12 protein-coding genes are annotated in these 14,098 nt (G+C 42.2%); 2 read left to right on the top strand and 10 right to left on the bottom strand.

The window, feature by feature from the left end:
• Positions 1 to 25 precede the first annotated feature (25 nt).
• From pstB to phoB, 6 genes are all read right to left on the bottom strand, one after another.
• Entirely contained in the window at positions 26 to 811 is a 786-nt protein-coding gene (gene pstB / locus KUG63_RS03470; RefSeq protein WP_287554035.1) for a phosphate ABC transporter ATP-binding protein PstB, read from the bottom strand.
• On the bottom strand, positions 811 to 1,623 hold the full coding sequence (pstA, locus tag KUG63_RS03465) for a phosphate ABC transporter permease PstA (RefSeq protein ID WP_015005121.1): 813 nt from the start codon (positions 1,621 to 1,623) through the stop codon (positions 811 to 813). The genes pstB and pstA overlap by 1 nt, the downstream gene beginning before the upstream one ends.
• Entirely contained in the window at positions 1,623 to 2,621 is a 999-nt protein-coding gene (pstC, locus tag KUG63_RS03460; RefSeq protein ID WP_015005120.1) for a phosphate ABC transporter permease subunit PstC, read from the bottom strand. Before pstC ends, pstA begins: the two co-directional genes overlap by 1 nt.
• Before the next feature lie 80 nt (positions 2,622 to 2,701).
• The gene (gene pstS / locus KUG63_RS03455) at positions 2,702 to 3,700 is read right to left on the bottom strand and encodes a phosphate ABC transporter substrate-binding protein PstS (RefSeq protein WP_015005119.1); all 999 of its coding nucleotides are present in this window, start codon (positions 3,698 to 3,700) and stop codon (positions 2,702 to 2,704) included.
• A gap of 113 nt (positions 3,701 to 3,813) precedes the next feature.
• Complete coding sequence (phoR, locus tag KUG63_RS03450; protein WP_015005118.1) at positions 3,814 to 5,118, bottom strand: phosphate regulon sensor histidine kinase PhoR; 1,305 nt, start codon at positions 5,116 to 5,118, stop codon at positions 3,814 to 3,816.
• Positions 5,115 to 5,810 (bottom strand): phosphate regulon transcriptional regulator PhoB, encoded by a 696-nt coding sequence (gene phoB, locus KUG63_RS03445; RefSeq protein ID WP_015005117.1) that lies wholly within the window; start codon positions 5,808 to 5,810, stop codon positions 5,115 to 5,117. The genes phoR and phoB overlap by 4 nt, the downstream gene beginning before the upstream one ends.
• Before the next feature lie 238 nt (positions 5,811 to 6,048).
• Between phoB and KUG63_RS03440 the strand changes: the two genes are divergently transcribed.
• A complete protein-coding gene (locus tag KUG63_RS03440; protein WP_287554032.1) occupies positions 6,049 to 7,836 on the top strand; it encodes a GGDEF domain-containing protein in 1,788 nt (595 codons plus the stop codon).
• A gap of 165 nt (positions 7,837 to 8,001) precedes the next feature.
• Here the strand turns inward: KUG63_RS03440 and clpB are convergent, their stop codons facing one another.
• The 4 genes from clpB to rluD form a co-directional block, all read right to left on the bottom strand.
• A complete protein-coding gene (gene clpB, locus KUG63_RS03435; RefSeq protein WP_020161728.1) occupies positions 8,002 to 10,581 on the bottom strand; it encodes an ATP-dependent chaperone ClpB in 2,580 nt (859 codons plus the stop codon).
• A 90-nt stretch (positions 10,582 to 10,671) separates the two neighbouring features.
• On the bottom strand, positions 10,672 to 11,451 hold the full coding sequence (locus KUG63_RS03430; RefSeq protein WP_015005114.1) for a ZIP family metal transporter: 780 nt from the start codon (positions 11,449 to 11,451) through the stop codon (positions 10,672 to 10,674).
• Positions 11,452 to 11,461: 10 nt separating this feature from the next.
• Positions 11,462 to 12,196: a peptidoglycan editing factor PgeF gene (pgeF, locus tag KUG63_RS03425; RefSeq protein ID WP_287554030.1), complete on the bottom strand. Its 735-nt coding sequence runs from the start codon at positions 12,194 to 12,196 to the stop codon at positions 11,462 to 11,464.
• A 9-nt stretch (positions 12,197 to 12,205) separates the two neighbouring features.
• A complete protein-coding gene (gene rluD / locus KUG63_RS03420) occupies positions 12,206 to 13,198 on the bottom strand; it encodes a 23S rRNA pseudouridine(1911/1915/1917) synthase RluD (RefSeq protein ID WP_015005112.1) in 993 nt (330 codons plus the stop codon).
• Positions 13,199 to 13,245: 47 nt separating this feature from the next.
• On the opposite strand from rluD, the gene KUG63_RS03415 reads away from it, so the two are divergent.
• Positions 13,246 to 14,091: an outer membrane protein assembly factor BamD gene (locus KUG63_RS03415; RefSeq protein WP_287554029.1), complete on the top strand. Its 846-nt coding sequence runs from the start codon at positions 13,246 to 13,248 to the stop codon at positions 14,089 to 14,091.
• The last annotated feature ends 7 nt before the right edge of the window (positions 14,092 to 14,098 follow it).

The raw sequence follows: 14,098 nt of genomic DNA, 5'->3' as shown, positions 1-14,098 counted from the left end.
GTTGCCCTGTCGTCATACTGCCTCCTTAGCCAAATCGACCACTGATGTAGTCTTCTGTTTGCTTTTGTGATGGTTTCATAAAAATGGTGTCTGTTTGATCGTATTCAATCATTTCACCAAGATACATAAAGCCCGTGTAATCTGAAATTCGTGCCGCTTGTTGCATGTTATGCGTCACTATGCAGATACTGTATTGTTCACGAAGAACAGAAATCATTTCCTCAATCGCTAAGGTTGAAATAGGGTCTAACGCACTGGTGGGCTCATCAAACAAAATAACCTCTGGTTTTAATGCAATCGCCCGTGCAATACATAAGCGTTGCTGCTGACCACCACTCAGACCACGTGCATCATGGCCCAATCGGTTTTTCGCCTCATCCCATAAGGCCGCATCACGTAAAGACTGCTCCACCACCTCTTGAAGCTCGGCGCGTTTTTTAACGCCAGAAAGTCTTAAACCATAAGCAATATTCTCAAAAATCGTCATTGGAAACGGTGTTGGTTTTTGAAAAATCATACCGACTCGTTGGCGTAACCGAATCAATTCTGCTTCTTTTTTCAGGTCTAAAATATTTGTGTACGTTTTGCTATCTCCATTCAAAAGGTTAATAACACCGTCATAGCGATGACCAGGGTATAAATCATGAATACGGTTCATACCACGTAGCAAAGTCGATTTGCCACAGCCGCTAGGGCCGATTAACGCGGTTACTTTATTCTTTTCAATTGGCAACGAAATAGCTTTTAGCGATGGTTCACTTGCACCACTATAAGTAAACGTTAAGTCTTTAACTTCCATCATATTCTTCATTAGTTTGCTCTCTTTTTATTGCTAGCATAACGGCCAAGCAAATTAATTATTAATACCATTGCCGTTAACAAAAAGGCCCCTGTCCAGCCTAACTGAATCATTTTATCGTCTGGCATTGTTGCAAGGTTATAGATAGACACTGTTAACGACGGGAATGTGCTCGTTAAGTCTGTTGACCAAAATTCACTCGAACCACTGGTATAAATCAAAGGCGCCGTTTCCCCCACTACCCGAGCAAAAGCTAACAAAATCCCCGTTAAAATACCGGCCTTGGCATAACGCACGACAATGTTCATCGTCACATGGTACTTAGATGCGCCAATGGCGATACCTGCTTCGCGAAGTTCTGTCGGCACAAGGTTTAACATATCGTCTGTTGTCCTAACAATAATAGGTACCATTAAGATAAACAGCGCTAAAACACCGGCCCAACCACTGGTATGCCCCGTAGGCACAACAACAATTGCATAAACAAATGTACCCACAACAATCGAAGGCGCCGACATCATGACATCGCTGAGGTCACGTAAAAACTCTGTACTTTTTGAATTACCACCATACTCTTGCAAGTAAATACCCGCGAGAATACCCACTGGAATACCGATCAGTGTCGCTATACCAGACATCATTATTTGGCCGACGATTACATTACGTAACCCTCCCTCAATCAGGTCTTTTGTAAACACATCCCAGCTGAGTCCTTGCAAACCTTTTGAGCACAAGGTGAACAAAATCCAGCCTAAAAAAAGTAACCCTACTACTGCGGCCAAGCTGGAGAAGACAATAAACACGCGATTCATCATTAAACGCATTATTTTTTCCTCAAGAAGTAAAATTTAGCGCTCGCTATCACAATAAAGCTTAGGACAAATAATATAAGCGCCAAATAAAATAAGACAGATAAGCTCAACCCACTTGATTCTGCAAAGCTATTTGCCAGCACCACTGGGATTGAGTTTGTCGGGTCGGTTACTTTTTTGGCAAATTGATACACGCCCCCAATAACAAAGGCTACTGCCATCGTTTCGCCCAACGCTCGGCCAAATGACAATATTATGGAGCCTATAATGCCCGACCGCGCATAAGGAAAAACAACATCTTTTATAACCTCTAATTTAGTCGCCCCCATCGCATACGCTGACTCTTTCAGCATATCAGGCACGGTCGTTATCGCATCTCGACTTAAAGCCGCCATAAAAGGTATAACCATAATTCCAAGTACCAGCCCCGCAACCAACAATGACACTGTATTTCCACCAAACAGAGCCGCGATGAATGGGCCAAAGTAGAACAGCCCCCACATGCCATAAATGATACTGGGGATAGAAGCCAACAACTCAATCGCTATGCCAACAGGCTTGGCGACTGCAGCAGGCGCGATTTCAGATAGAAAAACAGCAATGCCCATTGCTATAGGCACTGAAAACAACATTGCGATAAGCGTTGAGAAAACCGTACCAACAATAGGGACTAATGCACCATAAACCTCTCTCGAGGTCTTGTCTTCAGAGTCCATATCGTCATCGGTAATAAAATCTTCATCGTCGAAGATAAAATCCTCTTCATCTTCAATAAAGTCATCTTCTAAAGGTTGCTCTTTGTCCGCCTTTAATGACTCTAACTCGGCTAATTGGGCAGGCGACAACTCAAGCTTTTCTTCTTCGCCCCAACGAGATTCAAACAAAAACTTAACCCCAAACTCTTCTATCGCCGGTTTCGCTGATAAATAAAGAACCAGCGTTGTAGCCGCTAAGATAACAAAAACTAAGCTAGCGCTTAATTGAGCAATTTTTCTAAAAAATAATTCCATTACGCCCTCTGGGACAAACAAAAACCTTCTCAACAACCTCTTGAGAAGGCTTTTAAGTTAACTTGTGTTAAAGATTGCGCTTATTTTAAGCCTTTTTCCACCCAGTAGCCTTGGATTTTTTTAATCACTGCATCTGGAAGGGAAACGTAACCGACCGACTCAATGAGCTTGTTCTTTTTGGTTAATGCATAATCAAAGAACTTGATCACTTCTTTTGCATTTTCACCATTTTGAGGAACTAATGCAAACGTTGCTGTCACGACTGGATAGCCTTTTGGTGGGTATGCAATATTGGCATAAAAGTCCTTTTTAGGATCTAAGTCTGCATACACTGCCGCAGCTTCGAATGTTGCTGGCTCTGGCTTAACAAATATACCTTCGCGATTTTCAATAATAGCCATATCTAAACCATTCTTTTTAGCATCCGCGTAATCCACATAACCGATAGAAAACCCATTATTTTTAATCGCCGTTGCAACTCCAAAGTTACCTTTGCCAGCAATCCGGTTTTTAGTCGGCCATGACACTACTTTCTTAGCACCCATTGTTTCGCGCCATTCTTGGTTCATTTTGCTCAAGTAGTAGGTAAAGGCAAAGGTTGTACCTGATTTATCACTACGGTGAACAAACAAAATATCTTCATTTGGTAAAGCAATACCTGAATTATCAGCCGCTATGATAGGATCATTCCACTTTGTAATTTTGCCTAACATAATGCCAGAAATAGCGGCTTCGCTTAGTTTCATACCGCTGACGCCCTCAACATTATATGCAAAAGTCACCGCACCAATAGCTGTTGGGAATTGAATCAAACTTGCTTTTGCTAAAGAACTTGATTTTAAAGGCTTGTCTGAGCCACCAAAATCAACGTGACGAGCACTAACTTCTTTAATACCCGAACCACTGCCTGTTGGTGTGTAATTGACTTGGTTTTTTGTTTCACCGTAATAAACTTTACTCCACGTTGTATACGCAGGGTAAGCAAAACTTGAGCCCGTGCCTTCAATTTTAGCTGCGTGAGCCGCTGTCCCAATCGTTAGGCTAAGCAGTCCTAGTGCCACTATCTTTTTCATTTTCATATTTTTTCCAATTTAGTTGAATATTTGGCAAAGCGTTTGCTCTACTCTGTGCATCATTTTAGGTTTGGTATGTGGCATTATAATGAACGCAATGTGACAGTTTGATGACAGCCTTATGGGTCTATTCTTTCAGCGGGAAATACACACTGAAAACAACTGCCTTCCCCTTCTTGACTATCGATAACCAGATGCGCCTCATGCCTTTCTAACTCATGTTTTACAATGGCTAACCCTAGGCCTGTCCCAGTTTTATTTTTTATATTATTTTCAGCTACCCGGTAGAAACGCTCTGTTAATCGAGATAAGTGTCTGGCGCCTATTCCTTGACCTGTATCTTTAACAAAAAGCTGCCCCTGACCTTGCTCATTGATTGCCCAGCCAACACGAATCTCACCATTTTCATCAGAGTAATTGATGGCATTACCAACCAAGTTTCTCAACACGGTTAATAAGGAACCTTTACTGCCCTTTAAATTAAGACTCGATGGAACATCAAACACCAATGATTGCTGATGCTCATTTGCCGCTGACTTAAATTCGGACTTAATTTGTTCACATACACTGCGCACATTAACCAAGCTATTGGCTGCCTCGACTTTACCCTCTTCTAGCCGACTTAGCGCTAATAGCTCTTCGATCATGGTTTGCATTTTAATCACTTGCTGATCAACTTTACGTAGCGAAGCACCCACTTGCACATTATCCTCAGCGGTTGAAGCCAACAACATTTCAACATAGCCCTTCATGACCGTTAGCGGCGTTCTTAACTCATGCGATGCATTCGACACAAAGTCTTTTCGCACTTGATTCGTGCGCTCAACCTTAGTGACATCTCGTATCAACAATAAACGTTCATCGTCACCATATGGCAATACCCTTATTTCAATCTTTTCTGCCGACCAGCTGGTGTCTATTACAGGCGCCTCGATCACAATGGCGTCATCGCTCTTGAGATTTTTAAGAAAGTGCGTAAACCGAGGATGCCTTACTAAATGATTAATCAGTTGCCCGGTATCTTCTTTTTTTAAAATAAGTAGCTGGGAGGCTTGCTTATTGAACCACTTAATCTCATTAGACAATGAAAGAATAACCACACCATCTGGAAAAACAGAAATTAACTTTTTAAACCGTTCCAGTTGGTATTTAACACTGTCTTTTTGTGCCAGCCCCTGCATCTTAGATTGATAGATGTCTTCCGAAATTTGACCAAACAAGCCATCTTCAAACGGCAGGTCATGATCACCAGACTTCTTAGACCACCTATATAAACGTTGTAACCGACGATATTGAAAGACAATGTAAGCCAATAAAAAAAGTGCCAACACCTCGACGGGGTAACCGACTAACACACCCAAAACACCGACTGTTAAAAACCACAACAGAAAGGTGTTTCGCTCATAGTTATGATTTATATTCACGCGTTTAAATTCACCAATTTATAACCAAACCCTCTTACCGTTTGAACCAAGTCTGCACAACCCTGAGCATCTAATATCCGTCTTAAACGCCTAATGTGTACATCAACGGTACGATCTTCTACGTAGACATTATCGCCCCATACATTATCAAGCAGCTGATTGCGAGAGAACACTTTATTGGGGTTTGTAGCAAAGAAAGACAGCAATTTATACTCTGTCGGGCTCATCATCAGGTCCACCTTATTGATAGTGACTCGATGACTCGATGGGTCAATAAACAATGGGCCAATTGATATCACCCCTGTTTCATTTTCTGTACTGCTTCGTCGTAAGACCGCTTTCATTCTGGCAATCAGCTCTTGCACAGAAAAAGGCTTGGTTACATAATCGTCTGCGCCTGTTTCCAAGCCCGATACTTTATCTTCTTCCGCGCTGCGTGCCGTCAACAGGATAATCGGGATACGTTTGTTTTCTTCTTGATTCTTTAAAAACTTGATCCAATCTGGCCCACTAATTCCGGGTAACATCCAATCTAACAAGATAATATCGGGCGTCGTATCTCGCAAAGACTCTTGCGCTCTCATTACATCTTTACACCACGTTACTTCAATATTATTCGTTTGAAGAGAAAGTTGTAGCATTTCGCCAATATCCTCATCGTCTTCAACCATCAATACATTCATTGTTTCCATAAAAAAGCCATTTAAGTAAGTGTTTACAGAATACCTAATATTTATGACAACACGGTGACAATTTACAAACTACTTCTAACTTGGTTCAGAAAAAGCCCTGTCTCTAATTATTAAAAATAACAGTAACGCACTGAACCACCTTAAGGCGCCTGCGGTTTCTCAACCAGTAAACTTTTTATAATGTCCTTTTATATGAACGTCATATAACTGTCATATTATTGATTGATACTCCCCACCTATGACACATGATGAAAAACTACACTATCAATCGCTTTTAGATATATTAGCAACAGACTCACTGACTCCGCTCTTTCAGCCAATCATTTCGATGAAAGACAATAAAATTTATGGTTACGAAGGCTTAATTCGTGGTCCCTCTAATGGTCCGTTACACTCCCCCATCAACCTTTTTAACGCTGCGGCTAAATATGATCGGCTTGCCGAATTAGATTTACTTTGTCGAAAAGTAAGCATTCAACGGTTTGGCGAACTTAATTTAAATGCCCGATTATTTATTAACACCATTCCTGAAATTCTCTTACAAAAAGATTATCAGCATGGCCACACATTAAAGTATATAAAAGACTCTAATTTAGATGCTAGCCAAGTGGTTATTGAACTGACTGAGCAATACCCTATTGAAGATTATGACCTAATGGCAAGTGCAACCAAATACTATCAAGACATGGGATTTTCCATCGCCATCGACGATTTAGGTGCAGGCTATTCAGGCTTAAGAACCTGGTCTGAAATTAAACCCGACTTCGTAAAAATTGACCGTCATTTTTTAAATGACATTCATAACGATATCAACAAGCAAAAATTTGTACAGTCTATTGTAGATATTGCAAAAGGTGTTGACTGCAAAGTGATAGCTGAAGGTATCGAGCTACGCGGTGAGTACCTACAGGCTAATGCGATGGCTATTGATTATGCACAAGGTTTTTACTTTGCCCGCCCCAATTCCAAACCAACTGAGTTATTGGATTGCTCGTTATTTTCAAGCAGAAAAAATAACTTCAAACCTAAATTTAATATAGAGCGTTCAGATAATACCGCTGCAAAATTACTTTTTTATGTTAAGCCCATATATGTTCATACTAATTTTTACGACATTGGTGAACGCTTTCAATCCTCGCCCGAGCTAACAGCACTTCCCGTTCTAAATGATGACGCTTCTATCGCAGGCATCATATGGCGGACTGAATTTTTAACTATTTATGCTAGCCGCTATGGAAAAGAATTAAACAGTAAAAAAAATGCTTTATCTTTTTTAGACATTAAGGCGCTAAAGGTAGATATTACTTTATCACTCAATAAAATTAGCCAATTGATCACCAGTCAAAACAACCTCGCACAACATGATGATTTTCTTATTACCTCATCTAACCGCTACAAAGGCATGGGTAAACTGCTTCATTTATTGAAAGAAATAACCGAGATGCAAATCACCTTTGCTCGCCACATGAACCCTCTTAGCAACCTACCTGGCAATGTTCCTATCAGCCAACGAATTAATCACTCCATTGAAACTCAACAAGATATCGTTATTTGTTATTTTGACCTAGATAATTTTAAGCCGTATAACGATACCTATGGGTTTGGCGAGGGTGATAAAGTACTCCGAAAAACCGCAAAGTTGCTAGCAGAATCTGCAGATACAGACATTGATTTTGTAGGGCATGTTGGCGGCGATGACTTCATCATTATTTTTCAAAGCAGCGACTGGCAGCATCGATGCAACACCACTTTAAATAACTTTAGCGCCCTAACGTCAGAGTTCTACTCTCAAGAACACCTTCTTAACGGAGGAATCTCTGCGTTAGATAGAAATTCTGAGCCGGTGTTTTATCCACTTTTATCAATCTCTATTGGAGCATTAAGGCCGCATGATTTCGGCTTTTTTAGGTCAGAAAATGATCTCGTCTCTATTGCTAGCAACGCAAAATCTGCAGCTAAAAAGATACCCGGCAATAGCCTTTATCAAATCAAGCCTTCAAAACAATTAAGCAACATGTCCGCCTAAATCATGAAAATGTTCTATGACAGGTAGCCACATTATGCTTGGCGACAAAAACACCCAATCTTGAAACTGTTGACCAACTGGCGAACACCGATCAAACAGGTGCCGCCAGTTAGACTATGATTTAGTGGCCTTTTTAACCACCACTAAACAACATCTCAAAACCTCTTAGCGTTTCTTAAACACCAAAGCATCGTCTTGCACATCTATATCAACCACATCACCAGGCACAAACTTACCCGCCAATAAATCTTGTGCCAGTTCATTTTCTAAGCGTTGTTGTATCGCACGTTTTAAGGGTCTAGCACCATAAACAGGGTCAAAACCGGCTTCACCTAATTTATCCAACGCAGCTTCTGAAACAACCAACTCTATGTCCCTATCTTGTAAACGCTGACGTAAAATATCTACTTGAAGAGTGGTAATAGCACGAATTTGTGTGCGACCCAAGGGGTGAAACACCACAGACTCATCAATACGGTTAATAAATTCCGGTCTAAAGTGCTGCCCGACCACTTCCATCACCGCACTTTTCATCTCATTATAATTAGCCTCACCCGCTAGCTCTTGGATACGATCTGAGCCTAAGTTCGAAGTCATCACGATGACTGTATTTCGAAAATCAACCGTGCGGCCTTGCCCGTCTGTTAAACGGCCATCATCCAAGACTTGTAACAAAATATTAAAGACATCCGCATGTGCTTTTTCAACTTCGTCCATCAAGATAACACTGTAGGGTTTACGTCGAACCGCTTCGGTTAAATAGCCCCCTTCTTCATAGCCTACATACCCTGGAGGCGCACCAATTAATCTTGCAACCGAATGTTTTTCCATAAATTCAGACATATCAATTCGTACGATTGCTTCTTCAGTATCAAATAAAAACTCAGCTAATGCCTTGCATAACTCTGTTTTACCAACCCCTGTTGGGCCTAAAAATAAAAACGAACCATTAGGGCGATTAGGGTCTGACAGGCCTGCTCGTGAACGACGAATTGCATCGCTGACTGCTTTAACTGCTTCTTCTTGACCAATAACGCGATCACTTAAACCAGCTTCCATTTGCAATAGTTTTTCACGCTCGCCTTCAAGCATTTTGGAAACGGGAATACCCGTCCACTTAGACACAACCTCAGCAATTTCTTCTTCGGTGACTTTATTTCTCAGTAAGGTAAAGTCCTGTTCACCACTGCCTTCCTCAGCCTCTTGAATTGCTTTTTCTAATCGTGGAATTTCGCCATATTGCAACTCTGACATACGTGTTAAATCACCGGCACGCCGAGCCGTTTCCATTTCAAGTTTTACCTTTTCGAGCTCTTCTTTATGCTGGGCACTGCCTTGCATAGCAGCCTTCTCAGACTTCCAGACTTCTTCCAAATCAGCATACTCTTTATCCAACTGGTCAATTTCAGTTTCAAGTAACTGTAATCGTTTTATAGATGCATCATCGGTTTCTTTTTTTAACGCTTCGCGTTCAATTTTCAACTGAATTAAACGCCGCTCTAACCGGTCCATTGATTCAGGCTTGGAGTCCATTTCCATACGAATACGACTCGCTGACTCATCAATTAGGTCAATCGCCTTATCAGGTAATTGTCGATCAGTTATATAACGGTGAGACAATACCGCCGCTGAAACAATAGCTGGGTCGGTTATATCTACGCTATGGTGTACTTCGTATCGTTCTTTTAAACCTCGCAAAATAGCGATGGTATCTTCTACACTGGGCTCATCAACCAATACTTTTTGAAACCGTCGCTCTAATGCGGCATCTTTTTCAATATATTGACGGTATTCATCTAAGGTTGTCGCTCCTACACAATGTAAATCACCGCGTGCTAACGCTGGTTTAAGCATATTTCCGGCATCCATCGCACCGTCACCTTTCCCGGCACCAACCATCGTATGCAACTCATCGATAAACAAGATCACTTGCCCTTCTTGTTTTGACACATCGTTAAGCACTGCTTTTAGGCGCTCTTCAAATTCACCACGGAATTTTGCACCCGCGATAAGGGCGGCCATATCTAGCGACAACAAACGCTTAGATTTCAAATTTTCAGGCACCTCGCCATTAACAATACGTTGCGCAAGCCCTTCTACAATAGCGGTTTTACCTACTCCTGGCTCACCTATCAGCACAGGGTTATTTTTTGTCCGACGTTGCAACACTTGAATAGTGCGTCGAATTTCTTCGTCACGGCCAATCACAGGATCCAATTTTCCTTGCTCTGCACGTTCTGTCAGGTCAATACTGTATTTTTCCAGCGCCTGGCGGTTCTCTTCTGCATTTTGATCATTCACCGCTTCACCACCGCGTATATCATCTATCGCTTTTTCTAAAACACTTTTAGTCGCTCCCGCTTGTTGTAGCGCTTTGCCTGCTGGCCCTTTGTCTTCAAGTGCCGCTAAAACAAATAACTCACTTGAAATGTAGGCATCCTGACGTTTTTGTGCCAACTGATCGGTAATATTAAGCAAACGCCCTAAATCATTAGACATTTGCACGTCACCAGCTGCACCTTCAACCGTTGCTATCCGATCAATTGTTTCGCCTAAAGATGAGCGTAGTTGATTTACATTGACGCCTGCCAGTTGTAGTAAATGACGCACGCTAGCACCTTGCTGGTCAAGCATAGCGACCAAGACGTGTGCCGGTTCTATAAACTGATGATCCTTACCCAGTGCTAAACTTTGTGCGTCAGAAAGCGCAACTTGAAACTGACTGGTGAGTTTATCCATTCGCATATTTCAACCCTCATTAATTTAATTTGATAACTAATTAATGGGGGATGAAATGAGTGTTTTCAAGCCAGCCCAATAGTGCCAGCTTTAGCTTTAGTGAATAAAGCTGTGTAACCAACCAATTAAACCAATACCAAACAGCATCAGTAAAATTTGCTCTACGCCTGCTGCTAGGTTAATTCGTTTATGCAGCGTTGGAATCAAATCTGCCACTGCGATATAGATAAAGCTAGCCGCAGCAAACGCTAAAACATATGGTAAAAGGTGTTCAAAATCTGCTAGCCAGAAATAGGCTAGCAAGCCACCTATTAGCGTTGCGAAGCTAGAAATAACATTGTACAAAATAGCTTTTTTACGGGTAAAGCCACTTTGTAGCAAAATAGCAAAATCACCTATTTCTTGTGGAATCTCATGAGTCGTTACCGCTAATGCCGTCACAACACCTAAATGAATATCTGTCAAAAAGGCCGCTGCAATCAACACCCCATCAACAAAATTGTGAACACTATCACCTACAAGAATCAAACTGCCGGCTGACTGATGACCGTGCGCATGAACATCCACGTGCGTTTCACAATCATCATGGTGACAATGCCGCCACAACACCATTTTTTCCAACGCGAAAAAAAACATCAGGCCGCCCAAAATGGTAATCGATAGGGTGTGAAAATTTTCATGCCCCACTTCTTCTAAGGCGTGTGGAATTAAGCCGACAAAAGAGACACTCAACAATGCACCCGTTGCAAAACTCACACTAAATGGCAACATTCTAGTGATTATCTTTTTAGGTAAAAAAAGAACCAGCGACGCACCTAACACACTTAGCATTCCGCCAAGAATGGTAAACAAAATAATCCAAGTAAATACAGTCATGGGTAATAAGTTAATATTGAAGCCAAATTAACGAAGCCATTCGGCCCGTTGTCGGCTCACGCCGGTATGAAAAAAATTTATCGGGCTGATTATACGTACAATATTCACCACCATAAATTCTTTTTACACCACATTGCAATAAGCTCATTCTTGCCAAAGCATATAAGTCAGCAAGATGATGATCAGCATTCAGCTGCCTAAACCCCTGCTGCATCACCAAGCTTTTGTTAACGAAAGCGTTTTTAACCTCGCTACCCACTTCAAAACAAGCCGGCCCAATAGCTGGACCTAACCAAGCCATTATTTTTTCTGCTGCTGCAAGTTGCGCAACTGCCTGCTCTATGATGCCGGCCAATAAGCCTCGCCACCCAACATGTACTGCTGCAACGGCTGAGCCGTCTTCCGTACACAATAAGACTGGCAGGCAATCCGCTGTCATCACCGTGCAAACAAACGCGTCACTCCTACAAATTGAACCATCTGCTTCAATACAAGGTCCCTTTTGGAGTTGATCCAACTCGACGATAGTTGTGCCATGCACTTGTGATAACCAGACAGGCTTAGCTTGCAAGTTAAGCTCGTCACTTAACAAGGCTCGATTATCAATCACCGCTTGCGCATCATCACCCACATGAGTGGCTAGATTAAATGTTGAATAAGGTGTTTGGCTAACGCCGCCAGAACGACACGTTGTTAACGCTCTGACATTTTTTGGCGCTGGCCAACTCGGTTCAATAAAGCGCATGTGTACTGTCTATTTAACCGGGGTTTCTTTCGCCAATACTTCAACCAAATGGGCCATATCCGCAGGCATCTCGCATTCCCAAGAAATCGGCTCACCAGTGACCGGATGAACCACCCCTAACCTGGCAGCATGTAATGCTTGGCGCTTAAACCCACGTAAAGTATCACTCAATAGTTCACTTGCATTAGCCAAGGGTTTAAAACGTCCACCATATACTTGGTCACCAACGATAGCGTGGTTTATATGACTCATATGAACTCGAATTTGGTGAGTACGCCCTGTTTCAAGGTTCACTTTTAATAAGGTATGTTTTGCAAAACGTTGCGCAACTCGATAGTGAGTGATGGCCTCTTTGCCCCCCTCTCTAACCGCATACTTTTTACGATCAGTCGGGTGTCGCGCTAAGGGTGCGTCCACTGTGCCACCGGCCGTCATATACCCCCTCACCACCGTTAAGTATTCACGCTCAAAAGCACGTGCCTGCAACTGGTCGACCAATAGCTTATGTGCCGTTAAGGTGCGCGCTACCATTAGCAACCCGCTGGTTTCTTTATCAATTCGATGCACCAAGCCCGCTCGTGGCAAACCCTCTAGCGCAGGGTCATGATGTAATAGAGCATTTTGTAATGTGCCATCCCAATTACCCGCTGCAGGATGCACGACTAAACCGGCCGGTTTATTTACCACCAGCATCGATTCATCCTCATAAACAATATTAAGCGCGATCGGTTCCGCTTTGATATTTAATGACGTATCGGCAATGGGCGTAATAATAACCGCCTCCCCACCATTAACCTTGTCTCGAGGGCGCAGTGTTTTATTATCGATCAGTATATTGCCGCTGTTCACCCAGCTTTTCAAGCGACTGCGAGAATACTCTGGGCATAACTCAGCTAATGCCTGATCGAGCCGAAGCCCTGCCATTTCAGGTGGGACGATTAATTCTATTTGTTGTTCAGTTTTCAAGCCAATAGGATTGTAATAATTGATGTGCTCCGGCATTATAACCGTTTAGCTCCTTATAACTTGTTATTTCACTCATGACTCTAATGAATCGTCCATCGATTAAAAAAGCTTTCCTTATTCTTATGCTGGCCTCCTTGGCCGCATGCTCCACTATGGATCTTGTTACCCCTATAGATACTCCCGATAAGACGGCCAATTGGTCCGCAGCGGACTTTTATGACGAAGCCAAAAAATCTTTGGATGATGAAAACTACATTAACGCCATTGAGCTATATGAAGGGCTTGAGTCTCGCTACCCCTTTGGCCAATATGCCCAACAAGCACAAATTGACTTAGCCTTCGCTTATTACAAAAATGACGAACCAGAGTCGGCGATTGCAACAGCTAACCGTTTCATTCGCATTCACCCTCGCCATAAAAACGTGGATTACCTGTACTACCTTAAAGGCCTAATTAATTTTAATCGAGGTATCGGTTTTCTAGAGCGCTACTTACCCACTGATAAATCTCAACGTGACCCTGGCGCAGCCATTGAGTCGCTAGATGATTTTGCAACATTGATTAGGCGCTTCCCCAATAGCCAATATGTTGCAGATTCAAAGCAACGTATCATTGCACTTAAATCAAACCTAGCGTTACATGAATTAAATGTCGCCAATTATTATATGAAGCGCAAAGCCTATGTTGCCGCCATTAATCGCGCTAAAAATATCATTGAACAATACCAAAACACCACAGCCGTACCTCGTGCTTTATTATTAATGGTCGACGCCTACCAGCACATTAATATGAACGACCTAGCCGCTGATGCCCAACGTGTTTACGACCTGAACTATCCAAACGGCACTCCACCTTTAGAAAACCCTAAGTACGCGCACGAAAAAACAACCTCTGAAAAAATCTGGGAGTTTTTAGAGTTAGACAAATAAGCTGGCT

Origin of the sequence: Cycloclasticus sp., from assembly GCF_019090545.1 — a bacterium.
Taxonomy (GTDB): Bacteria; Pseudomonadota; Gammaproteobacteria; order Methylococcales; family Cycloclasticaceae; genus Cycloclasticus; species Cycloclasticus pugetii.
Note: the sequence above shows the minus strand (reverse complement) of the source record. Positions and strands in the feature narration are given on the sequence as shown.

What these genes read in the sequence shown, in the direction of transcription:
- pstB (WP_287554035.1), bottom strand. Translation starts at nt 811, where the DNA reads ATGAAGAATATGATGGAAGTTAAAGACTTAACGTTTACTTATAGTGGT.
- pstA (WP_015005121.1), bottom strand. Translation starts at nt 1,623, where the DNA reads ATGCGTTTAATGATGAATCGCGTGTTTATTGTCTTCTCCAGCTTGGCC.
- pstC (WP_015005120.1), bottom strand. Translation starts at nt 2,621, where the DNA reads ATGGAATTATTTTTTAGAAAAATTGCTCAATTAAGCGCTAGCTTAGTT.
- pstS (WP_015005119.1), bottom strand. Translation starts at nt 3,700, where the DNA reads ATGAAAATGAAAAAGATAGTGGCACTAGGACTGCTTAGCCTAACGATT.
- phoB (WP_015005117.1), bottom strand. Translation starts at nt 5,810, where the DNA reads ATGGAAACAATGAATGTATTGATGGTTGAAGACGATGAGGATATTGGC.
- KUG63_RS03440 (WP_287554032.1), top strand. Translation starts at nt 6,049, where the DNA reads ATGACACATGATGAAAAACTACACTATCAATCGCTTTTAGATATATTA.
- clpB (WP_020161728.1), bottom strand. Translation starts at nt 10,581, where the DNA reads ATGCGAATGGATAAACTCACCAGTCAGTTTCAAGTTGCGCTTTCTGAC.
- KUG63_RS03430 (WP_015005114.1), bottom strand. Translation starts at nt 11,451, where the DNA reads ATGACTGTATTTACTTGGATTATTTTGTTTACCATTCTTGGCGGAATG.
- pgeF (WP_287554030.1), bottom strand. Translation starts at nt 12,196, where the DNA reads ATGCGCTTTATTGAACCGAGTTGGCCAGCGCCAAAAAATGTCAGAGCG.
- rluD (WP_015005112.1), bottom strand. Translation starts at nt 13,198, where the DNA reads ATGCCGGAGCACATCAATTATTACAATCCTATTGGCTTGAAAACTGAA.
- KUG63_RS03415 (WP_287554029.1), top strand. Translation starts at nt 13,246, where the DNA reads ATGAATCGTCCATCGATTAAAAAAGCTTTCCTTATTCTTATGCTGGCC.